20 protein-coding genes and 1 tRNA gene are annotated in these 21,679 nt (G+C 65.3%); 4 read left to right on the forward strand and 17 right to left on the reverse strand.

Going from position 1 to position 21,679, the window contains the following annotated elements:
* Positions 1-957 precede the first annotated feature (957 nt).
* From D9V32_RS14255 to D9V32_RS14270, 4 genes are all read right to left on the reverse strand, one after another.
* Positions 958-1,650: a GntR family transcriptional regulator gene (locus D9V32_RS14255; protein ID WP_183086334.1), complete on the reverse strand. Its 693-nt coding sequence runs from the start codon at positions 1,648-1,650 to the stop codon at positions 958-960.
* 161 nt (positions 1,651-1,811) lie between these two features.
* Entirely contained in the window at positions 1,812-3,050 is a 1,239-nt protein-coding gene (gene manD, locus D9V32_RS14260; RefSeq protein WP_121649590.1) for a D-mannonate dehydratase ManD, read from the reverse strand.
* A gap of 154 nt (positions 3,051-3,204) precedes the next feature.
* A complete protein-coding gene (locus D9V32_RS14265; RefSeq protein ID WP_121649591.1) occupies positions 3,205-3,477 on the reverse strand; it encodes a glutaredoxin family protein in 273 nt (90 codons plus the stop codon).
* A 32-nt stretch (positions 3,478-3,509) separates the two neighbouring features.
* Positions 3,510-4,160: a TetR/AcrR family transcriptional regulator gene (locus tag D9V32_RS14270; RefSeq protein WP_121649592.1), complete on the reverse strand. Its 651-nt coding sequence runs from the start codon at positions 4,158-4,160 to the stop codon at positions 3,510-3,512.
* 92 nt (positions 4,161-4,252) lie between these two features.
* Here D9V32_RS14270 and D9V32_RS14275 point away from each other — a divergent pair, with 92 nt between their 5' ends.
* Positions 4,253-4,525 (forward strand): putative antibiotic biosynthesis monooxygenase, encoded by a 273-nt coding sequence (locus D9V32_RS14275; protein ID WP_121649593.1) that lies wholly within the window; start codon positions 4,253-4,255, stop codon positions 4,523-4,525.
* A gap of 135 nt (positions 4,526-4,660) precedes the next feature.
* On the opposite strand, the gene D9V32_RS14280 is transcribed toward D9V32_RS14275, so the two are convergent.
* The 3 genes from D9V32_RS14280 to D9V32_RS14290 all read right to left on the reverse strand — a co-directional run bounded on the left by D9V32_RS14280 (position 4,661) and on the right by D9V32_RS14290 (position 7,234).
* On the reverse strand, positions 4,661-5,638 hold the full coding sequence (locus D9V32_RS14280) for a ribose-phosphate diphosphokinase (RefSeq protein WP_121649623.1): 978 nt from the start codon (positions 5,636-5,638) through the stop codon (positions 4,661-4,663).
* 42 nt (positions 5,639-5,680) lie between these two features.
* Positions 5,681-7,120 carry a bifunctional UDP-N-acetylglucosamine diphosphorylase/glucosamine-1-phosphate N-acetyltransferase GlmU gene (gene glmU, locus D9V32_RS14285; RefSeq protein ID WP_121649594.1) on the reverse strand — a complete coding sequence of 480 codons (1,440 nt, stop codon included), beginning with the start codon at positions 7,118-7,120 and terminating at the stop codon, positions 5,681-5,683.
* A gap of 42 nt (positions 7,121-7,162) precedes the next feature.
* A tRNA-Gln gene (locus D9V32_RS14290) sits at positions 7,163-7,234 on the reverse strand.
* A 238-nt stretch (positions 7,235-7,472) separates the two neighbouring features.
* Between D9V32_RS14290 and D9V32_RS14295 the strand changes: the two genes are divergently transcribed.
* Complete coding sequence (locus D9V32_RS14295; protein WP_121649595.1) at positions 7,473-7,964, forward strand: MarR family winged helix-turn-helix transcriptional regulator; 492 nt, start codon at positions 7,473-7,475, stop codon at positions 7,962-7,964.
* 119 nt (positions 7,965-8,083) lie between these two features.
* Here the strand turns inward: D9V32_RS14295 and D9V32_RS14300 are convergent, their stop codons facing one another.
* The 3 genes from D9V32_RS14300 to D9V32_RS14310 all read right to left on the reverse strand — a co-directional run bounded on the left by D9V32_RS14300 (position 8,084) and on the right by D9V32_RS14310 (position 10,837).
* The gene (locus tag D9V32_RS14300; protein WP_121649596.1) at positions 8,084-8,743 is read right to left on the reverse strand and encodes a methionine ABC transporter permease; all 660 of its coding nucleotides are present in this window, start codon (positions 8,741-8,743) and stop codon (positions 8,084-8,086) included.
* Complete coding sequence (locus tag D9V32_RS14305) at positions 8,743-9,771, reverse strand: methionine ABC transporter ATP-binding protein (RefSeq protein ID WP_121649597.1); 1,029 nt, start codon at positions 9,769-9,771, stop codon at positions 8,743-8,745. The genes D9V32_RS14300 and D9V32_RS14305 overlap by 1 nt, the downstream gene beginning before the upstream one ends.
* Positions 9,772-9,931: 160 nt before the next feature.
* Complete coding sequence (locus D9V32_RS14310; protein ID WP_121649598.1) at positions 9,932-10,837, reverse strand: MetQ/NlpA family ABC transporter substrate-binding protein; 906 nt, start codon at positions 10,835-10,837, stop codon at positions 9,932-9,934.
* 277 nt (positions 10,838-11,114) lie between these two features.
* Here D9V32_RS14310 and poxB point away from each other — a divergent pair, with 277 nt between their 5' ends.
* Entirely contained in the window at positions 11,115-12,848 is a 1,734-nt protein-coding gene (gene poxB / locus D9V32_RS14315) for a ubiquinone-dependent pyruvate dehydrogenase (RefSeq protein WP_121649599.1), read from the forward strand.
* Positions 12,849-12,899: 51 nt separating this feature from the next.
* Here the strand turns inward: poxB and D9V32_RS14320 are convergent, their stop codons facing one another.
* Complete coding sequence (locus tag D9V32_RS14320; RefSeq protein ID WP_220700719.1) at positions 12,900-13,556, reverse strand: endonuclease III domain-containing protein; 657 nt, start codon at positions 13,554-13,556, stop codon at positions 12,900-12,902.
* On the reverse strand, positions 13,553-15,349 hold the full coding sequence (locus D9V32_RS14325) for an ABC-F family ATP-binding cassette domain-containing protein (RefSeq protein ID WP_121649600.1): 1,797 nt from the start codon (positions 15,347-15,349) through the stop codon (positions 13,553-13,555). Before D9V32_RS14325 ends, D9V32_RS14320 begins: the two co-directional genes overlap by 4 nt.
* 100 nt (positions 15,350-15,449) lie before the next feature.
* Between D9V32_RS14325 and D9V32_RS14330 the strand changes: the two genes are divergently transcribed.
* A complete protein-coding gene (locus tag D9V32_RS14330) occupies positions 15,450-16,784 on the forward strand; it encodes an LCP family protein (protein WP_245982344.1) in 1,335 nt (444 codons plus the stop codon).
* Between the two features lie 94 nt (positions 16,785-16,878).
* Here the strand turns inward: D9V32_RS14330 and D9V32_RS14335 are convergent, their stop codons facing one another.
* The 5 genes from D9V32_RS14335 to metG are packed head-to-tail and all read right to left on the reverse strand — an operon-like array spanning position 16,879 to position 21,674.
* Positions 16,879-17,274: a VOC family protein gene (locus D9V32_RS14335; RefSeq protein ID WP_121649601.1), complete on the reverse strand. Its 396-nt coding sequence runs from the start codon at positions 17,272-17,274 to the stop codon at positions 16,879-16,881.
* A gap of 33 nt (positions 17,275-17,307) precedes the next feature.
* A complete protein-coding gene (locus D9V32_RS14340) occupies positions 17,308-18,243 on the reverse strand; it encodes a 4-(cytidine 5'-diphospho)-2-C-methyl-D-erythritol kinase (protein ID WP_121649602.1) in 936 nt (311 codons plus the stop codon).
* Between the two features lie 29 nt (positions 18,244-18,272).
* Positions 18,273-19,121: a 16S rRNA (adenine(1518)-N(6)/adenine(1519)-N(6))-dimethyltransferase RsmA gene (gene rsmA / locus D9V32_RS14345; RefSeq protein ID WP_121649603.1), complete on the reverse strand. Its 849-nt coding sequence runs from the start codon at positions 19,119-19,121 to the stop codon at positions 18,273-18,275.
* On the reverse strand, positions 19,118-20,050 hold the full coding sequence (locus tag D9V32_RS14350; RefSeq protein ID WP_121649604.1) for a TatD family hydrolase: 933 nt from the start codon (positions 20,048-20,050) through the stop codon (positions 19,118-19,120). Before D9V32_RS14350 ends, rsmA begins: the two co-directional genes overlap by 4 nt.
* Before the next feature lie 43 nt (positions 20,051-20,093).
* Positions 20,094-21,674, reverse strand: a complete 1,581-nt coding sequence (gene metG, locus D9V32_RS14355; protein ID WP_121649605.1) for a methionine--tRNA ligase — start codon at positions 21,672-21,674, stop codon at positions 20,094-20,096.
* Positions 21,675-21,679: the final 5 nt, after the last annotated feature.

Below are 21,679 nucleotides of genomic sequence, written 5' to 3' on the forward strand. Positions count from 1 at the left end.
TTCCGTGGCGCGCACGCAAACCACGCCAGCGTAGTCGGAGCACATCAGACCAGATTGCCTTCACAATCATCTCCACCTGCCGATCGATCTGCTCTCGGTACTCGCGTGCCGTTTGGTGATCTGCCCAGTATGGTGCTCGATCAGGCTGATGTGCCACCGTGAGCTCACTGCGCGGTTCAGACATGATTTCCCTCCTCGGGTTCGGATTCAGACGGAACTAGTTGTTGGCGTTGAGCGGCCCCGACCCCGCTGCAACACGTGCAAACTGAAGCGATTCCGCGTATGGCAATAAGGCTACGTGGGATTCTTGCGCGTGATCTTGCCCGCATACTCCGGATATGCGTAATACGCCGACGACTCGATGTGGGACGCGCAATGGGACGATCATTTCCGTGTTACTTCGGTGACGCGAGCGCACCCGCCCCTCGGCATTTTCTCGCGTGATCTCGGCGATCCACCCCAGGGGAGACAGTCCTCGAGTGTGCGGTGGAAGCGGACCAACCCGAGTTGCTCCAGCAGTCGCCGCACTCGTCAAGAATTGATCATCGGAACTGAGGACATATATGACAATGCCGATGCGCGGGTTCGCGAGAAACCTGTTTTGCCAGAGTCTGAGCACCGTGTCGCGCGTATACGCGCGTGCCAGCCGTTCACGGGGGCCACGAGAGAGCATGGCCGTCTCCGGTGCGAGGCCGAGGGCACTTCGGACGAGGGTGAGGCTGTCGTCATGCTCCACGATAATCGTGCGACGTGCGCCTGATTCGAAATAGGCGGGGAACCCTCGGACCAGGAACGGACGGGTACCGAGTGATATCAGAATGGCCCCGGGTTCTATTCTGGGCAGGACACCGAGCACGGCGAGGAGATCTTCGAGACTTGTGGAGAATTTGTGACACTCTCACGGGCGCGCAAAACGTAGACGAGTGTTTGGGACACCCCTCACAGCCCACTGAACCGCTAACGCCGCGCGGGGCCCACCGGTTCGAAGTACTCGGGGTGGCTGCGCTCGAGGCCGTCAAGGTCGATCAGGACGAAGCGCAGGTGCGCGCGCAGCTCGGCCGCCGCGCCGGGAATGGATCCGGTTTCGAGCGCATCGACGATGCGCTCGTGGTCGCGAATGTACTCGCTCACCGAGCGAAAGCCGGTGAGGCCGTGGTAGCGCACGCGGTCTAGGTGGCCCTTTGCTCCGGCAACGGTGGCCCAGGCCGTCTCGTGCCCGGGGATGCCGAGCAGGGCGCGATGGAAGGCCTCATCGAGCGGGTAAAAGTCTTCGGGGTCGGTGACTGCGCGCTGGCGCTCCACGATGTCGCGCAGCACGGCGATCTGTGCGGCATCCACCCGATCACGGCAGGCCTCGAGGGAGGCGAGTTCGATCGCCTCACGGATGAACTGGGCCTGGCGAACCACCGCAGAGTCGATCCGTGCCACGTAGGTACCGCTCTGCGGACGCACCTCCACGAGTCCCTCCTGGGCGACGAGGAGCAGGGCCTCCCGTACCGGTTGCCGGCTCACTCCGAGATCGGCGGCGAGGTCAGCCTCGCTCAGCCCGGTTCCCGGCGCGTAGGTGCCCTGGATGACCCGGTCACGGATCTCCGCGTACGCGATCGAGCGAGCCGAGGCGCGGGGTGCCGAAGCGGCGGTAGCGGTCATGAATTCCATCCTAGGCCGGAGGGCCCGGGACGCCGTGCGGCATCCCGAGCCCTCGGGGTCAAACGTATTCGATTAGCGGGTGCACCCGGCGCAAACCCGCACCCACCAATCGAAGTCTGGGCCGCCCGGCGTTTCCACCGGGCGGGCACAACCGGTGTGATTTACCAGTCGTGAACGGTGCCGTCGGCGAGGCGGTTGTAGGGCAGGTAGGCCTGCTCGTACGGGTACTTGCCCGCCTCGTCCTGGTTGAGCTCGACGCCCAGACCCGGCTTGTTGCCCGGGTGCAGGTAGCCGTTCTCCCAGGTGAAGGACTGCTCGAAGACCTGGTCGGTCTTCGCTCCGTGCTTCATGTACTCCTGGATACCGAAGTTGTGGATCGACAGGCCCAGGTGCATGGCCGCGGCCATACCCACCGGGGAGATGTCGGTCGGTCCGTGCATACCGGACTTGATCTGGTACTGCGCGGCATAGTCGAGGATCTTCTTGAGGTGCGAGATACCACCGGTGTGGGTCACGGCCGAGCGCACGTAGTCGATGAGCTGCTCGCGAATGATCTGCTGGTAGTCCCACTGGGTGTTGAAGATTTCGCCGATGGCCAGCGGGGTGGTGGTGTGCTGGCGCACCAGGCGCAGTGCCTCCTGGTTTTCGGCCGGGGTGCAGTCCTCGAGCCAGAACAGGTCGTAGGGCTCGAGGCTCTTGCCGAGCTTCGCGGCCTGGATCGGGGTCATCCGGTGGTGACCGTCGTGCAGCAGGGGCAGCTCGGGGCCGAACTCGTTCCGAACGGCCTCAAAGACGGTGGGCACGTGGCGCAGGTACGCGCGGGTGTCCCAGTCCTCCTCGGCCGGGTAGGCACCGCGCTGGGCTGGCTCGTGGTCGTAGCGCACGCCGGTGTTGGCGTCGAAGGTGTCGTTGGAGGCGATGCCGTAGATCGACTTCAGCCCGGGCACACCGGTCTGGACGCGGATCGCGCGGTAGCCCTGCTCCTGGTGCGAGCGGATGCTGTCGAACAGCTCCGGCATCGACTTACCCGAGGCGTGGCCGTACGCCAGCAGGCCGTTACGCGAGGCACCACCAAGCAGCTGGTACAGCGGCATTCCGGCAGCCTTGGCCTTGATGTCCCAGAGGGCCATGTCGACCGAGGCAATGGCAGCCATGGTGACCGGGCCACGGCGCCAGTAGGCACCGCGATACAGGAACTGCCACATGTCTTCGATGCGGTGCGCGTCGGCACCGATCAGCAGCGGGACAACGTGCTCCTGCAGGTAGGCAACCACGGCGAGCTCGCGACCATTCAGGGTCGCGTCGCCCAGGCCGGTGAGTCCGTCTTCGGTGGTGATCTTCAGCGTGACGAAGTTCCGGTCCGGACTCGTGACGATAATGTCGGCACTGGCGATACGCATGCGCGGTCAACTCCCTTGGTGAGGCGGTGAGCGGCACCTCCGCTCACAAGAAAACTACCATACTAGTTTGACGAAAGCCAACGTTGCCAAAACTAAAGGCGCACGTTTTCCGGAGAAAACATGCGCCTCTTGTGAATTTTGGTATGGCAGACCCCTAGAGAATGCCCAGCTCGCTGAGCTTTGCTTCGAGGTCACGATCGCTCGGCTCAACCTGGTGCGCGCCATCGGGGAACACGATCACGGGGATCTGGGTGCGGCCGGAGATGGCGTGCGCGCGCTCGGCACCGGTCTCATCGGCCACGAGGTCTACGTATTCGAACTCCACGCCGTTCTTTTCCAGGAACGCCTTGGAGCGCACGCAGTCGCGGCACCAGTCGGCGCCATACATCGTCACGGCGGGGGTCTGTGCGGTGGTTTCGGAGGTCATGAAATCAGGATACGCCCGCCGGGCGACACCCGCTACCGGTCGACCGCGACGGGGCTACCCACCCTGGCCAACAGCTCGCGCGCCGCTCCGGTCACCTGCAACACAAGATCCGCGCGACGATGCCGGTCGCGCCCGAAGCGATCACCCGCGGTCTGCGGAACATCCTGCGTACCCTCACTCCCGCCGAGCACCAGGCGATTCATCTGCGGCATCGTCCACCAGGCCGCGGCCAGCATGATGATGCTGAGCAGAAGCTGCGCGGTATGCCCGCGGGATACGCCGGGCAGAGCGTGGCCCAGGGTGTCCACTTTCGCCACGCAGTTTTCAAGGCGGGTCTGCCCACCGAGACGAGCGTCGGACCGCTCGAGCCCCTCCCAGGCGAGGAGGCGCGGCAGGTGGGGGCTCTCGTGGAAGCGATCGAAGAATGCCCCCGCATACTCCCCCACCGCCTCGGCGCCGACTCCGGATACGTGCACCTGCCCCACGAATGTCTGGAGTTCACGCGAGAGTACGGTCTCAAAGAGCGCCTCCTTGTTCCCAAAGTAGGTGTAGATGCGCTCCTTATTCACGCCCGCCGCGCGCGCGATCGCGTCGATGCGCGTACCGGCCAACCCGGACTCACTGAAGCACACGGTGGCGGCGTCCAACAGGAGTTTTTGAGTGCGTTCCGTATCCCAGGCCATGGGTCCATCCTAGCAACTCCAACCAAACGGTTGCAGAATTCGTGCGCGGGTACTACTCTCAAAATTGCAACCGAACAGTTGGAGATTATTCAGTGACTCAGCATCAGCCCTCTACCCACACCCGCGCGCTCATCACCTGGCTCGCGATCTTCCCCCTCGTGACCCTCGGGTCGTTTGCGCTCGAACCGCTGTCCGCGGGCTGGCCGCTCCCCCTGCGCACGCTGGTCCTGACCGCCGTCGTGGTGCCGCTGGCCGTGTACCTCGTTGTTCCGAACCTGATGCGTGCCCGCGGGGGCATCATCGCTCGGCGCGCGGCCCTGGCTCCGGCCACCGTGGCCGCTCCCCTGCCCGACCCCGCAGAGTAGCGCCACACCGGTAGCGCCCACACCGCACAGTGCCCGCGAGGGCGGTCCTGCCTCAACGCACAACGCCTCCCGTTCCAGAGAACGGGAGGCGTTGTGCGTTGACGCTATGACGCTATGACGCTATGACGCTATGACCTAGGCGGCACCGTCGAACATCGAGGTGACCGAGCCATCCTCGAAGACCTCGTGGATCGCGCGGGCGAGCAGCGGCGCGATCGGCAGAATGGTGAGGGTGTCGAAGCGCTTGTGCTCGGGGATCGGCAGGGTGTCGGTGACAACAACCTCGTCGACACAGGCCGACTGCAGGATCTCGCTGGCGGGATCCGAGAAAACGGCGTGGGTTGCGGCCACGATCACGCGGGTTGCACCGTTGTCCTTGAGGGCCTGGGCCGCCTTGACGATGGTGCCGCCGGTGTCGATCATGTCGTCGACCAGGAGGCAGACGCGACCATTGACGTTACCGACGATCTCGTGCACGGTGACCTGGTTGGCAACCAGCGGGTCACGACGCTTGTGGATGATGGCCAGCGGGGCATCCAGCTGGTCGCTCCACATGTCGGCCACGCGAACGCGGCCCATATCCGGGGAGACCACGGTGAGCTCGGACCGGTCGAGCGAGGCACGGAAGTGCTCAAGCAGAACCGGCATCGCGAACAGGTGGTCGACGGGGCCGTCGAAGAAGCCCTGGATCTGCGAGGCGTGCAGGTCGACCGACATGATGCGGTTGGCACCGGCGGTCTTGAAGAGGTCGGCGACGAGGCGGGCGGAGATCGGCTCGCGTCCGCGGCCCTTCTTATCCTGACGTGCGTAGGGGTAGAACGGGGCGACCACGGTGATCCGCTTGGCGGAGGCACGCTTGAGGGCGTCGACCATGATCAGCTGCTCCATCAGCCACTCGTTGATGGGAGCGGTGTGAGACTGGATGACAAACGCATCACAACCACGCACGCTCTCGTCGAACCGTGCGTAGATCTCACCGTTGGCGAAGGTTCGAGCGTCGGTCGGGACGAGCTCGGACCCGAGCGCTTCGGCTACTGCCTCTGCGAGCTCGGGGTGCGAGCGACCCGCGACCAGAACAAGACGCTTCTGACCATTCGTTTTAATGCCGGACACCACTCCTGCTTCCTGCCGGTCTCGACCGACGTTTCGCGTTATTCAGTTATCTGCTGTGGGGGAATTGGCGGTCTCTGCCGCCAGTGCCGCCGCGCTTCCGGGACGCTTGGACTCGGTCCAGCCCTCGAGGTTGCGCTGCGGTGAAACGTTGATGGCGAGGCTCCCGGCCGGAACGTTTTTCCGAACCACGGTGCCCGCGCCCGAGTACGCGCCGTCTCCAATTGTAACCGGAGCGACGACCACACTGTGCGATCCGATCCGAACGTGGGAGCCCACGGTCGAGGATGCCTTGTTTACGCCGTCATAATTGGCGAAGATTGTGCCCGCACCAATGTTGGTTTCGTCACCGATGGTGGCGTCACCCACGTAGGACAGGTGGGGCACCTTTGAACCCGCACCGATGACGGCGTTCTTGGTCTCGACGAAACCGCCGATCTTGCCGTTTGCACCCAGGATGGTGCCGGGGCGCAGGAACGTGAACGGGCCCACCGTGGCACCCGCACCGATGACGCTGTGGCTGGCTTCGGTGCGCTTCACCTCGGCACCCGCGCCCACCTCCACGGCGAACAGCGTGGTGTCCGGACCGATCACGGCGTCACTCTCGATCACGCTCGGGCCGAGGATCTGGGTGCCGGGCTTCAGGGTGACATCCGGTGCCAGGGTGGCCTGGACATCGATCCAGGTGGTGCGGGGGTCTTGAACGGTGACGCCGGCGCGCTGCCAGCGCTCGATGGTGACGGTGTTGAGGCGGGCGGCGGCGGCGGCCAGCTGGACGCGGTCGTTGATGCCCTCGACCTCCCAGGCATCGCTCACCGGAAGGGCCGCCACGGCCGCGCCGGCGGTCCGCAGCAGGCCGAGAACGTCGGTGACGTACTTCTCGCCCTGGGCGTTGTCGGTGGTGAGGGCCGCAAGCTGCTCGCGCAGCGCGGCGAATCCGAAGAGGTAGATGCCGGCGTTGATCTCGCGCGCGGCGAGCTCCGCCTCGGTGGCGTCCTTGTGCTCAACGATGCGATCGAGTTCGCCATCGGCACCGCGGATGATGCGGCCGTAGCCGGTGGCGTCGTCAAGGATCGCGGAAAGAATGGTGGCGGAGGCGCCGGTCTCGCGGTGACGGGCGATGAGGTCGCCGAGGGTTTCGGCGGTGAGCAGCGGCACGTCGCCGTTCAGCACGAGGACATCCCCCGAGAAGCCCGCGGGCAGCGCCGCTACCGCGAGTTCAACCGCGCGTCCGGTGCCGGGAACGTCGTCCTGATCGACGATGAGTACGTCGGGGAGCTGCTCGGAGATCGAGGCGGCCACGAGGTCGCGTTCGTGGCGAACCACGGCGAGCACGTGCGCGGCTTCGAGACGACGAGCGGCTTCGACCACGTGCCCCACCACGGTGCGCCCACCCAGCGGGTGCAGCACCTTCGGGGTGCGGGACTTCATGCGGGTGCCCTGGCCAGCGGCAAGGACGATAACGGCGAGCTGCGAATCGGTCACTCGATTCCTTTCCTAGCGGGTTACTGCACGTTAAACACTACGCTCCGCCTCCAGGATTCGAACCTGGACCGGACAGCTCCAAAGGCTGCCGTGCTGCCGTTACACCAAGGCGGATCACGTCGAGGACGTGTGCTGTTCCAGTCTGCCAGATTCGCGAGGCCCTGACGGACGACAACGCGGTGCGCGGGGAACTTCTCCGCCGAAATGGTTCGGTGAGATCTTCACCTGACCGCGGGATCCGCGTGTTTCTGCGGTGATCGGCGCACCTCCGGAAGCCGTCACACGCCGACGCGGAGGGTGTGGATTTCCCGTCAATCCTGCAAAACTGTCTCGAAGTCGAGATAATAGGGAGATGCCCGCACATCCGGATGAAGTCGATCTGATCGTGCGCTCGTGGGAACGCGAGCGCCCCGATCTCGATTTTGCACCCCTGCGGGTCCTCTCCCGAGTGGATCGGCTGAGCCACCAGCTCGATGTCGCCCGGCGCGCGGCCTTCGCCGAACCGGGCCTCGAGCCCTGGGAGTTTGATGTCCTCGCCTCGCTACGCCGCGCGGGTTCCCCGTTTACGCTGAGCCCGAAGACCCTGCTGACGCAGAACCTGGTGTCGAGCGGCACCATGACCAACCGCATCGATCGGCTGGTTGCGCGCGGTCTGGTGCGCCGCGAAACCGATCCGAACGATGGCCGCGGCATCCTCGTGGTCATGACCGCCGCGGGCCGCGACGCGGTGGACGCCGCGATCTCCGCCCTGCTGGCCGCCGAGTCGCAGCTGCTCTCCGCCCTCAGCGAGCGGGAGCAGGAGGCACTGTCGGTGCTGCTGCGCCGCCTGGGTGTCGACTCCTAGCCAGCGCCCCCGAACCCGCGTGCCCTAGTCTGGCGTGCGCTCCCCGACCGCGCCCATGCGGCATACGCAAACGCCCACCCGATTCCCGAGGGAACCAGGTGGGCGTCTTCGCGTTCGCTCTAGCGGCGCAGAACCTTGCGGGCCAGCCAGTTGCCGAGGAACTGGATGATCTGTACCAGGATGATCACCGCGACCAGCGCGGCAATGGTGACCGGGTCGTTGAAGGCGCGGTAGCCGTATTCGAGCGCGAACGTTCCGAGACCACCACCGGCGATCGTTCCGGCCAGTGCGGACATGTCCACGATGGCCACGAGTACGAAGGTGTAGCCGAGGATCAGGGGCCCGAGGGCCTCGCTGAGGATCACGGTAAAGATGACACGCAGGCGGGAGGCACCCACCGAGCGGGCGGCCTCGATGACGCCGGGCGACACCGTCAGAAGGTTCTGCTCGACGATACGGCTGATGCCGAACATCGCGGCCATCGACATCGTGAAGACCATCGCGGTATTGCCGTTTCCGGTGCCGATGACGATGCGGGTTAGCGGCTGTAGCGCCACGAGGAAGATCAGGAACGGGATCGGCCGGAAGATGTTCACGATGATGTTCAGGATCGCGAAGATGACGCGGTTTTCCAGGATGTTGCCCGGCCGGGTTACATACAGAACGAGGCCGAGGATCAGACCGAAGAAACCACCGATCAGCAGCGCGAAGCTGACGATGTAGAGGGTTTCCCAGGTAGCGGTGAGCAGGTTGGGCAGGTACTTGATGACGTCATCCATCAGCGGGCCTCCACGATCTCGGTCAGCGCGGAAATCTCGGCGAAGGCGGACTCGATGGCCGCGTCGGCACCGGTTACGGCGATGGTCAGGTGGCCAAAGGTGCGGCCCTGAATGTCGTTGATACCGCCGTAGATCAGCTCGAATGAGAGCCCGGCGCGGGTGAGGATTTCAAACACGCGAGACTGGCCGGTGTCGCCGTCGAGGATCGAGACGGTGAAGATTCGGCCGGGGTGACGCTGCCGCAGTACGGCGAGCTCGTCGCCGGCGGGAATGCCGCGCACCACGGTGGAGACGAAGCGGCGTGTGGCTGCGTGCTGCGGGTTCGAGAACACCGAGTAGACCTCGCCGTCCTCGATGACCCGGCCGTTTTCCATGACGGCCACGCGGGTGGCGATCTGCTGGATGACGTCCATCTCGTGGGTGATCACGATGATGGTGATGCCGAGTTCCTGGTTGACCTTCTTAAGCAGGCCCAGTACCTCGTGCGTGGTCTCCGGGTCGAGCGCGCTCGTGGCCTCGTCGGCGAGCAGGATGCGCGGTGAGGTCGCGAGAGCGCGCGCAATACCCACGCGCTGTTTCTGGCCACCGGAGAGCTGGTCGGGGAACGACCTTGCCTTCTCGGTGAGGCCGACAAACGCGAGCAGTTCGTTTACCCGACGGATGCGTTCGGCCCGCGGTACGCCGGCCACCTTGAGCGGGTAGGCAATGTTTGCGCGCACGGACTTCGAGTTGAAGAGGTTGAACTGCTGGAAGATCATGCCCACGCCCAGGCGGAGCTTGCGCAGCTGGCCCTCGCGCATGGTCGTGACCTCGGCGCCATCCACCAGGATGCTGCCCGAGGTGGCGGATTCGAGGGCGTTGATCAGGCGTACCAGTGTGGATTTTCCCGCACCGGAGTATCCGATGATGCCGTAAATCTCGCCCGCCTGAATATCCAGGGAGACGCCGTCGATCGCGGCAATCTGCTTTTTGCGATTGCTCGGATCCGGATATGTCTTGGTGACGTCGGTCAGGCTGACCAGTGCCATGCGTGTACTCCTCGCTACTGCGATTGCGGCGTAGCCGCTGCTTAGGTGTGTTCCCCCTACGGGCGGGGCCTCGGCGAAACTACCATGCCGGAGACGCCCGCGGGCGACGATCAGAGACTGTGTCTCTCATCGCCGCCCGGGGTGCGGTAGAACCGTCTGACTACTTCGAAGCCTTGACGGTCTTCTCAACGTCGGCGAGGGTCTTCTCGAGGTCCGCTGCGGGGATCTTTGCGAAGACGGCGGTGCCGCCACTGACCTTCTGGACACCGTCCAGCACGGCCTGCGAGTTCTGGTAGATGTCAACGAGCTTCTTGTAGGTCTCGTTGTCCTTGTCCTTGGCGCGAACCGCGAACACATTGACGTAGGCCTGCGACTTGGGGTCGTCGGCGCTGTCCTTGGCGATGGCGGAGTTGATGTCGATGCCTGCCTTGGAGGCGAAGTCGTTGTTGATCACGGCACCGGCCACGGCCGGGTCGTCCAGCTGCTGGGGCGCCAGCGAACCGTCAACGGTGATGACCTTGACCTTCGAGCCATCCTCGATGTCGTCGGCCTTGGAGACGATCGAGCCGCCGTCCTTCAGCTTGACGAGACCGGCACCCTGCAGGGTGAGCAGGGCACGTGCCTGGTTGGAGTCATCGTTGGGGATCGCGATGGTCGCGCCCTCGGGGATGTCCTTGACGTCCTTGAACTTCTTCGAGTAGAGGGGCAGCGGGTAGATCGCGGTCGAACCGATCGGGGTCAGGTCTTCGCCCTTACCCACGTTGTACTGCGCCAGGTAGATGAGGTGCTGGAACTGGTTGATGTCAACGTCGCCGTTGGTCAGTGCCGGGTTTACCTGCGGGTACTCGGTGAAGTTCTTGATCTCGATGTTGATGCCGGCCTTCTTGGCCTCTTCGGTGTAGGTGGCCCAGTAGGGGTCACTCGCTCCGACAACACCGATCTTGATTACCTTGTCGGCGTCCGCGGACTTGCCAGCCTCGGGGGTAGCTGACGAGGAGCAACCAGCCAGCAGTGCAATCGCGGCCATTCCTGCGACAACTCCGGCGATTTTGTGCTTGATAGACATCTGGGCTTCCTTTCTCCGCGAGCACTTCTCACGATGTTTCAACCGTAGAGAAGCCCTGACGATAGCGGAAAACGGCCCGTAACAAACCGATACACGTTCCGTTTTATTCCCGGAATCTCGGGGATTTTTGCGACCCCTTGTAGCGACATCTGCGGCGTGGCGGATTTCGGCCTGGCGGGACCGGTTCGCCCGTTTAGGAGCAAAATCGCCCGTGACGCGCGCATCTCCCCCGCGTAGGGTGGGGGAAGGAACGTTCACGACACACGGGAGGAATCACATGCCAAGCATTGCCGAAACCATCGTCGAAACGATCAAGGATGCGGGGGTCAGGCGCGTCTACGGCCTCCCCGGGGACTCCCTCAACGGGTTCACCGATGCCCTGCGCAAGGACGGCACCATCGCCTGGCAGCACGTGCGTAACGAGGAGGCCGCGGCCTTCGCGGCGGCGGCCGAGGCTGGGCTAACCGGTCAGATCACCGTGTGCGCGGGTAGTTGCGGGCCCGGTAACACGCACCTTATTAACGGCCTCTTTGATGCCAACCGAAGCCGGGTACCGGTCCTCGCGATCGCGGCGCAGATTCCAAGTGCCGAGATCGGAAGCGGATACTTCCAGGAGACCCACCCGCAGGAACTCTTCCGCGAGGCCTCGGTCTACACCGAGCTGGTGAGCGTGGCCGAGCAGGTGCCGTTTGTAATCGAGCGCGCGATGCGCATGGCGATCGAGCTGCGCGGGGTCGCGGTGGTAGTCATCCCGGGCGATATTCTCCTGCAGAGCAGCCCGAATGTTCGCCGCTCGGCCCCGATTGTGCACGCCCCGCGGATCACCCGCCCCGCCGACGACCTGCTCGCGCAGGCGGCGGAGATTCTCAACGGTTGCGAGGACGTCACGATCCTCGCCGGTGCCGGCACCGAGGGTGCCCACGATGAGGTCATTGCCCTGGCCGGACACCTCAAGGCCCCCATCGTGCACGCGCTCCGCGGCAAGGAGTTTATCGAATACGACAATCCCTACGACGTGGGCATGACCGGCCTGCTCGGATTCTCCTCGGGCTATCGCGCGATGGAAAATGCCGAGGTGCTGCTCATGCTCGGCACTGGTTTCCCCTATCGCCAGTTCTACCCATCGAAGGCGAAGATCATCCAGGTTGATATTCGCGGTGAAAACCTCGGGCAGCACACCCCGATCGATCTGGGCCTCGTCGGCTCGGTCAAAGACACCGCCGCGGCCCTGCTGCCGCTGCTGCGCGAGCGCACCGATTCCAAACACCTCGATACCTCGCTCAAGCACTATCAGAAGGCACGCAAGGGTCTTGATGACCTCGCCACCAACGATAAAAACCGCACGCCAATCCACCCGCAGTATGTGGCGCGGCTCATCAGCGAGCTCGCAACCGACGATGCGGTGTTCATCCCCGATGTGGGCTCCCCCGTGGTGTGGGCCTCTCGCTACCTGAAAATGAACGGCAAGCGCCGCCTGATCGGCTCCTTCACCCACGGCACGATGGCAAACGCCGTGCCGCACGCCATCGGTGCGCAGTCAGCCTTCCCGGAACGCCAGGTGGTGGCGCTCTCCGGCGATGGCGGGCTCGCGATGCTGCTGGGCGAGCTGATCACGCTGCGCCAGCTGAAGCTGCCGGTCAAGGTCGTGGTGTTCAACAACTCCTCCCTCAACTTCGTGGAGCTGGAGATGAAGGCTGCGGGCTTCGTGACCTACGGCACCGGCCTCGATAACCCGAACTTCGCCGAGGTCGCCACCGCACTCGGCCTGCACGGTCAGCGTGTGGAAAACCCCGATGACCTCGAGGGCGCGCTGCGCACGGCGTTTGATCACGATGGCCCGGCGCTGGTCGAGGTGATGACCGCCCGCCAGGAGCTCTCGATTCCGCCCACCGTCACCGCCGCCCAGGCCAAGGGATTCACCCTCTACGCGCTGCGCACGATCCTCTCCGGTAACGGCGAGGAACTGCTCGACCTGGCCGAAACCAACCTGTTCCGCAGGCTGTTCAACTAGCGTGCGAGACATCCGTGGGCACCCGGTTTGTCCGGGCTGCCCACGGATTTTTCATCGTGCAGGAAACAGCTCCGCCGCCAGCACATCCCAGCCACCGAGGCTGCGTGCGTGCTTGCCCGCCTCGACGATCAGGCCGTGATACTCGCGGTACTCGGGCACGCTGAAGCCCGCGGCCGAGGCCGTCGCGGACAGCGCGCGGCGGGCCGCGGGATAGCTGCCGGGTACCGGGTAGCCCACGGCCGTGAGCATGCGGCGGGCGTAGGTGTCCCAGATGAAGGCCGGGCGGTCAAAGGCGTAGAGTCCGATCACGTCGGCGGTCTCGGGGCCGATTCCCGGCAGCGCGAGCAGTTCCTCGCGGAGCTCGGCATCTGTCCGAGCACGCACTCCTCCGTTCAGGGCGTCCGTCTCGACCACCCAGCGTGCGAGTGCCGCCGCCGAACGCGACTTCGCGGTCATGAAGCCACTCGATCGAATGACCTCGGCCAGTTGCTCGGCGGGGATTTCCGCAAGCGCAGCGGGCGACAGTAGCTCGCCCTCGCGCAGCGCCTCGATCGACCGCTCCACGTTTCGCCAGGCGGTGTTCTGCACCAGGATCGCGCCGACCATCATCTCGAACGGTGTTTCGGCCGGCCACCACCCGTCGGCGTCAAAACGCCCACGCAGCGTCTCAAAAATGAGGCGCTGCGTGGGCGGAATGACCGGGGTCACGACCCCAGGAGATCCGTCAGCTCGAGCCAGCGCTCCTCCAGGGTGGAGATGTCGGCGGCGAGCTTCTGGGTTTCCTCGGTGATCTTGCCGAGGCCCGCATAGTCGCTCTGGTCGTGCTCGGCGAGGCGGGCATGGGCGGCATCGATCGAGGCGGTCGCCTTCTGGATGCGGCGCTCGATGGAGGCCAGCTCCTTCTGCGCGCGGTGCAGTTCGCCGCCGCTGAGGCCGGGCTTCGCCGGTGCCGAGCTGGCCTGCGAGGTCAGCTCCTCGGGCTTGCTCGCCGACGCGGGCGTCGCGTTACGGATGCGCAGGTACTCGTCCACTCCGCCGGGGAGGTGGCGCAGGTCGCCGTCCAGCACCGCATACTGCTGATCGGTGACGCGCTCCAGCAGGTAGCGGTCGTGCGAGACCACGAGCAGGGTTCCCGGCCAGGTGTCCAGCAGGTCTTCCATGGCCGCAAGCATGTCCGTGTCGAGGTCGTTGGTGGGCTCATCGAGGATCAGCACGTTCGGCTCGTCCAGCAGAATGAGCAGCAGCTGCAGGCGGCGCTTCTGGCCACCGGAGAGATCCTTCACCGGGGTCTGTAGCTGAGCGGAGGCGAAGCCCATCTGCTCAAGCAGCTGACCCGGGGTCATCTCCTTATCGCCGGCCTTATAGCTCGTGCGGTAGCGACCGATCACGGCCGAAACGCGCTCGTTCTGGATGTCCTCCAGTTCGGCAAGCTGCTGGGTCAGGGCGGCGATCTTCACGGTCTTGCCGCGCTTCACCACACCGGAGGTGGGCTCCACCTCGCCGGTGACGAGGCCCAGCAGGGTCGACTTTCCGGCACCGTTGACACCGAGGATACCGGTGCGCTCGCCCGGGGCGATGCGCCACTCGACGCTCTTCAGGATGGTGCGGTCACCGTACTTCACGCCGGCATCCAGGAGGTCAACAACGTCCTTGCCCAGGCGCGAGGTGGCCATCTGACTCATCGCCACGGTGTTACGCACCGGGGGCACATCGGCGATCAGGGCGTTGGCTGCCTCGATGCGGAACTTCGGCTTGGCCGTGCGTGCGGGAGCACCGCGGCGCAGCCAGGCGAGCTCCTTCTTCATCAGGTTCTGGCGCTTGCCCTCGATGGTCGCGGCCATGCGGTCGCGCTCCACCCGCTGCAGCACGTAGGCCGCGTAACCACCCTCGAAGGGCTCGATGATGCCATCGTGCACCTCCCAGGTGTCGGTCGAAACCTCGTCCAGGAACCAGCGGTCGTGGGTCACGACCAGCAGGCCGCCCTGACCGGGCATCCAGCGGCTCTTGAGGTGACCGGCGAGCCAGGCCACGCCCTCGACGTCGAGGTGGTTGGTGGGCTCGTCAAGGAACAGGACGTCCCAGTCGCCCACCAGCAGGGCGGCGAGGGCCACCCGGCGGCGCTGACCACCGGAGAGGGTGCCGATCTCGGCGGTCCAGGGGAGGTCCGACAGCAGGCCGGTGATGACGTCGCGGATCTTCGGATCGCCCGCCCAGATGTACTCCTCGGTATTGCCCACGATGGCCTGAGCCACGGTGAGGTTGTCGTCGAGGATATCGCGCTGATCGAGGTAACCGATGGTCACGCCGCGGCGACGCGTGACGCGCCCCGAGTCGGGCTCCATCCGGCCGGCAAGCAGCTGCAGCAGCGTGGACTTGCCATCACCGTTGCGACCGACGATACCGATCCGGTCGCCCTCATTGACCCCGACAGTGATCTTCTCAAAGATGACGCGGGTGGGAAATTCTAGGTGGAGCGATTCCGCCCCCAACAGGTGAGCCACCCCTCCAGCCTAGTGGCGAACGGCAAACCGACAGCGCGTGCACAGAGAATCCACGATTTCCCGGGGTAGGCTGGATCCTCCACGCAACCCTTGGAGACCCGTGACAGAGCCTGTATCCACCCGCGCAGCCGCACGCCATGCCTCCGGCATTTCCCCGGCAAAACGCCTGCGTCGCCGCATCGCCCTCGGTGTGGTGGGCACCCTTCTTCTCCTGACCGCCGGCGCGGGGGCCTTTGCCGTTTACGTCTACCAAGACCTGAATAACGGCATTCACCGCTCCCCCATTTCGATGCCGAGCGGCAACCCCGACTTCGGGGTGAAGCAGAACACCGGCGAAACCAACATCCTCATCATGGGTATGGACAGCCGAGTGGATCAGAACGGCAAGCCGTTCCCCGCCGAGATCTACAACGCGATCCACGCGGGCGATCAGGGCGACGGAGGCTACAACGCCAACGTGATGATGCTCATTCACATTCCGGGTAACGGCGGCCGTGCGCAGGGCATCTCGATCCCCCGCGACGACTACGCCGAGCTGGCGGGGCACCCCAACGGCGTGAAGATGTCGAAGATCAAGGAGGCCTACGGCCTCGCCCTCGACGAAAAGCTGCGCGAGCTCGTGCGTGGCGGCATGAGCCGCGACGACGCCTACCAGCAGGCCCGCACCGCCGGCCGCCAGGCACAGATCAACACCGTCTCGCAGTTCCTCGGCGGTGTGCGCATCGACCACTTCGTCGAGATCACCATGGCCGCCTTCTACCAGGTAGCCGACGCCGTACAGCCCATCACCGTGTGCCTCAACCAGGCCACCCAGGACAAATACTCGGGCGCGGACTTCCCCGCCGGCATGCAGGAAATCTCCGCCGAGCAGGCCATGGCGTTTGTTCGTCAGCGCCGCGACACCGGTCACACCGGTGTCGAGCTGACCGACTTCGACCGCACCCGCCGCCAGCAGGCGTTCATGGTGTCCCTCGCCTATAAGCTCAAGCAGGCGAACACCTTCACCAACCCGGCCACCATTACGAGCCTGATCGACACCGCGAAGCAGTACATCGCGGTGGACGATGGCCTCGACTTCCTGAGCTTCGCCCAGCAGGCCAGCTCGCTCGCCGGCGGCAACATCACCTTCACGACCCTGCCGATCACCGAGTTTGCGACCCGTGACGGCAAGGACGTCAACCTCGTTGACCTCAACCAGATCCACTCGATCGTGGCGGGCCTGCTCAGCGGCAAGACCGAGGCTCCCGCGGGCACCACCCCCGAGGCTCCGGCAACCGGGCAGACCGAGGCCGGCGGGGCCCAGACCCCGGAGGCTCCCGCCACCGGCGAGGCACCGACCACCCCGGAGAACTCCACCTCGGAAACCCCGGCGGACAACACCTACCACGATTGGAAGGAACCGCTCCAGGCCGGCGCGATTCCCTGCGTCAACTAGCCACAGGCGCGCGCTCTAGCGCTCGCACTACGGCGAAGGCCCCCGGGATTTCCCTGGGGCCCTCGTCGTTTTCCGACACCGCGCCTCGCTCCGGCTAGTCTTCCGCAACCACCTCAACCTTGAAGCCGGCCGCGTTTTCCAGCCAGCCCGCATAGTGATCCGGCCCACCCGCGTGCGGGTACCGATCCTGATACAGCGGCGTCCACCCGTGCGCAGGAGCATCGGCGATCAGGGCGTCCACCTGGGCCCGCGTGCCGGCATCAAAGGCCAGGTGGTTGATCCCGGCCCGACGACGGTCATGGAGGGGCGAGGAGAGGTTTGGTGAGGTCGTGAGGCTCAGATACGCGCCACCCGCACCCCAGGACTCCCCGCTCTCCCAGGCGGCATCGCGGGTGAATCCGAGTCGGGTGAGCAACCAGCCCCACCCGGCACGCTCATACTTCGCCGTTTCGTCGGCGAGCCATACCTCTACGTGATGAAAACCGGTCATGACCACATGGTGGCACAGGTGAGTCGGGCGTCCCTAGTCGGTCAGCAGCCGGGCGCCGGAAGCCGGGCCGGTCGCGCGCACGGTACGAATCCCGTTGGCGCTCAGCGACACCTGAATCTCCAGTGCCGCATCGGCATCCTCGGCAAGGAATGCAACGGTCGGGCCCGAACCGGACACGATACCGGCGAGGGCGCCGGAGCGCTCCCCCAGCTCGATCACATCGGCGAGACCCGGCTGCATCTGCAGCGCGGCCACCTGCATGTCGTTGTGCAGGGCGTTGGCGAGCATTACAGTATCGCCCGCCCGCAGCGCCTGCAGCACGTCGTTATCGACGCTCGGTACGTCGCGCGCCGGCGAAATATCCAGCGCGTGCTTCTCGCGGTGCTCATCCAGCTTCGCGTAGACCGCGGGGGTCGAGAGCCCCTGATCGGCGAGGGCAAACACCCAGGTGAACTGTCCGGTTGCGAGAGCGGGGCTCAGGCGTTCCCCGCGACCGGTACCCAGCGCGGTACCCCCCACCAGGGCGAAGGGCACATCGGCGCCCAGCTTGGCGGCGAGCTTCACGAGCTCCTCGCGGCCGAGACCCGTGCCCCAGAGGGCGTCGCAGGCCACGAGCGTGGCCGCGGCATCCGCCGAGCCCCCGCCCATACCGCCCGCGACGGGAACGTTCTTCTCGATGCGCAGGTGCACCCCGCCGCGATATCCGGTCTTGCGCGCGAGCAGGCGGGCGGCCTTGATCGCGAGGTTTGAGCCATCGGTGGGCACCGAGTCGGTGTTGATCTTTCCGCCAAAGGTCACCGCGAAGTCGCTGGCGTGGGATGCGTACACATCCTCATACAGCGAAACCGCCTGGTACGCGGTCGCGACCTCGTGGTAGCCGTCCTCACGGACCGCTCCCACGGACAGGAACAGGTTTACCTTCCCGGGAGCCCGGGCGGCGACCTCTGTAGACGTCTGGTTGGCGCTCATACGTTAAACCTAACGCAGGATATTGATCGTTATTTACCGATTGCCGCGAGATGCGCGCGAGCGACACCGAGGAAGTCGTGCACGGTCAGTGCCTCACCCCGCGCGGTCGGCGCGATTCCGGCGGCCTCCAGGCGTGCGGTGGCCACATCGGCCCCGCCCAAAACCTGACCGAGCGACTGACGTAACATCTTGCGACGCTGGCCAAAGGCGGCATCAACCAGGGCGAAGGTCAGCGCACGCTCCTCGAGCGTGCCAATCTGGTCGGCGCGACGCTCAAACCCGACGAGCACCGAATCGACGTTCGGCACCGGCCAGAACACCTGGCGGCTCACGGTACCGGCGATGCGCCAGTCTCCGTACCACTCGGCCTTGACGCTCGGGCTGCCATAGATCTTCGAACCCGGCTCGGCGGCCAGGCGGTGACCCACCTCGGCCTGCACCATGACCACACCCGAGGTGAGCGAATCGAAGTGCTCCAGCAGGTGCAGCAGCACCGGCACCGAAATGTTGTAGGGCAGGTTCGCAACCAGGCGCGTGGGCGCAAGCGGCAGCTCGGTGACCTTCAGGGCATCCTGGTGCACCACGGTCAGCTCGGCCTCGGGGGCCAGCGCCGCCACGGTCTTCGGCAGCTGCTCGGCCAGGCGCGAATCGATCTCCACGGCCACCACGCGAGCCTCGGCCTCGAGCAGGCCCAGGGTCAGTGAACCCAGACCCGGGCCGATCTCGATCACGGCGTCACCGGCCTCAACGTTCGCGACCTTCACGATCTTGCGGACGGTATTGGCGTCCACCACAAAGTTCTGCCCCAGCTTCTTGGTGGGGGTTACGTCGAGCATTTCCGCGAGGTCACGGATTTCGGCGGGGCCGAGCAGGTTCATGAGGTACTTTTCGTCTTATCGTTCGGGCCGGTCTGTGAGCGGATCGGATCCGCGTCCCAGCGCCCATAAACGGCTTCGGTATTGGAACTCAGCTGCGTCGCGAGCATCACCGGATCGAGATCCAGATACTCGGCTATGGCGCGCAGCGTGTAGGGAATGAGGTAGGGGGCGTTGGGGCGACCACGGTAGGGCGTGGGCGTGAGGTACGGCGCATCCGTCTCGATCATCAGCAGCGAGCGCGGCGCAATATCCAGCACCCGACGCAGATTGTGCGCGTTCTTAAACGTCACCGTGCCGGAGAGCGACATGTACCAGCCGTGCTCGATACAGATCTCGGCGAGATCCACGTCTCCGGAGAAACAGTGGAACACCGTGCGCTCGGGAGCGCCCACCCGCAGCAGGGTGTCGACGACCTCCTGGTGGGCGTCACGATCGTGAATCTGCAGGGCCAGATCGTGTTCCTTCGCGATCCGGATGTGCTCCTCAAACGAGCGCTGCTGGGCGGCCCGGCCGTCTTCCCCGGTGCGGAAGAAGTCGAGACCGGTCTCGCCCACCGCGCGCACCCGCGGCAGCGCCGCGAGCTCGTTGATGCCGGCGAGGTGCTCATCGAGCAGCCCCCGAGCGTCGAGCTCCGGCGCCTCGTTCGGGTGCAGCGCCACCGCGGCGAGCACGCGTGGCTCGATCGCGGCGATCTGCGCGCTCCAGCGGGAGGTGGCCAGGTCGGTGCCGACCTGGACCACTCCCTTAACGCCCACGCTGGAGGCGCGATCCAGCTGCTCTCGGTAGTCGAGAGCCTCGTCGCCATCGGCGATTTCGAGGTGGGTGTGGTTGTCGTATACCCCGGAGGTCAGCGGCTGAGGCAGCGGCGGGTACCGCAGCTCCCCGCGGTCCTCGCCCCCACGCGTACGGATGTGCGGTGTCGGGTTCATACCCTCGACGCTACCCGCTTTAGCTGAATCCGGCATCCCCACGCTAGGCGTCGGTGGATTCGATGCGCGGGAACAGCGCCTCGAGCGCACCCACGGTGGTGCCCGGGATCAGCTGACCCCAGACGCCGGCCGAGCGGATCGGCTGCGCGGTGAGGGCTCCGAGGGAGTCCTCCACGCCGAGCGCGGTCCAGAGCTTGGTGGTGGCCTTGGGAATGGTCGGCGAGAGCACCACGGCCAGGGCACGCAGACCCTCGGTCACGGTGTAGAGCACGGTGGAGAGGCGCTCGCGCTGAGCGTCGTCCTTTGCCAGGGCCCACGGTTCCTGGATCGTGATGTAGCCGTTGAGCTCCTCCACGATGGTCCAGATCGCGGCCAGCGAGTCGTGCAGGGCGATCTTCTCGATCGCGGCATCGGCGTTTGCCACGGCCTCCGCAACCACGCGCTGGATGTTGAGGTCGGCCTCGGTGTACTCACCCGGTGCCGGCACAACGCCGTCGTAGTAGCGGGTCACCATGGCCAGCGCGCGCGAGGCGAGGTTACCGAAACCGTTGGCCAACTCGGCCTGGTAGCGCGCCGACAGGTCTTCCCAGCTGAACGAGCCATCCTGACCGAAGTGGATCGCGGACATGAAGTAGTAGCGGAAGGCATCCGAGCCGAAGGTGTCGGTGATCTCGTGCGGCGCAATACCGGTGAGCTTCGACTTGGACATCTTCTCGCCGCCGACCAGCAGCCAGCCGTGACCGAACACGCGGTGCGGGACCTTCACGCCGGCGGCCATCAGCATCGCGGGCCAGATAACCGCGTGGAAGCGCAGAATGTCCTTTCCGACGAGGTGCATTCCGGGCCAGCGACGCTCGAAGTTCTCGTTGTCCTGGCCGTAGCCCACGGCGGTGATGTAGTTCAGCAGTGCGTCGAACCACACGTAGACCACGTGCGAGTCGTCCCAGGGCACCTTGATGCCCCAGTCGAAGCTCGAACGCGAGATCGAGAGGTCGTTCAGACCCTGGCGGACGAACTGGATAACCTCGTTGCGCGCCGACTCGGGCTGCACAAACTCGGGGTTCTGCTCGTAGAGGTCCAGCAGCTGCTGGGAGAAGTCGCTCATGCGGAAGAAGTAGTTCTTCTCTTCCAGACGCTCGAGCGGCTTGGAGTGAATGGCGCAGACCTTCTGGCCGGCGAACTCGCCCACGCCGTCGACGACATCGCTCTCGGGCTTGAACTCCTCACAGCCCACACAGTAGAGGCCGGAGTACTCGCCGGAGTAGATGAAGCCGTCATCGTAGAGCTTCTGCAGGAAGACCTGAACGTTCTTCTCGTGGCGCTCATCGGTGGTGCGGATGAAGTCATCGTTGGAGATATCGATGGTCTCCAGCAGCGGGATCCAGGAGTCGCGCACCAGCTTGTCGGCCCACTCCTGCGGGGTGGTGCCGTTGGCGGTGGCGGTGCGCAGGATCTTCTCGCCGTGCTCGTCGGTGCCGGTCAGCGACCAGGTGTCATCCCCGGACTGACGGTGCCAGCGCGCGAGCATGTCAGCGGCCACCTCGGTGTACGCATGCCCGATATGGGGAGCATCGTTAACGTAGAAAATGGGCGTGGTGACATAGAAAGAACGACCGGACGACATGCGCT

It is taken from the genome of Mycetocola tolaasinivorans, from assembly GCF_003667565.1.
GTDB classification, from domain to species: domain Bacteria; phylum Actinomycetota; class Actinomycetes; order Actinomycetales; family Microbacteriaceae; genus Mycetocola; species Mycetocola tolaasinivorans.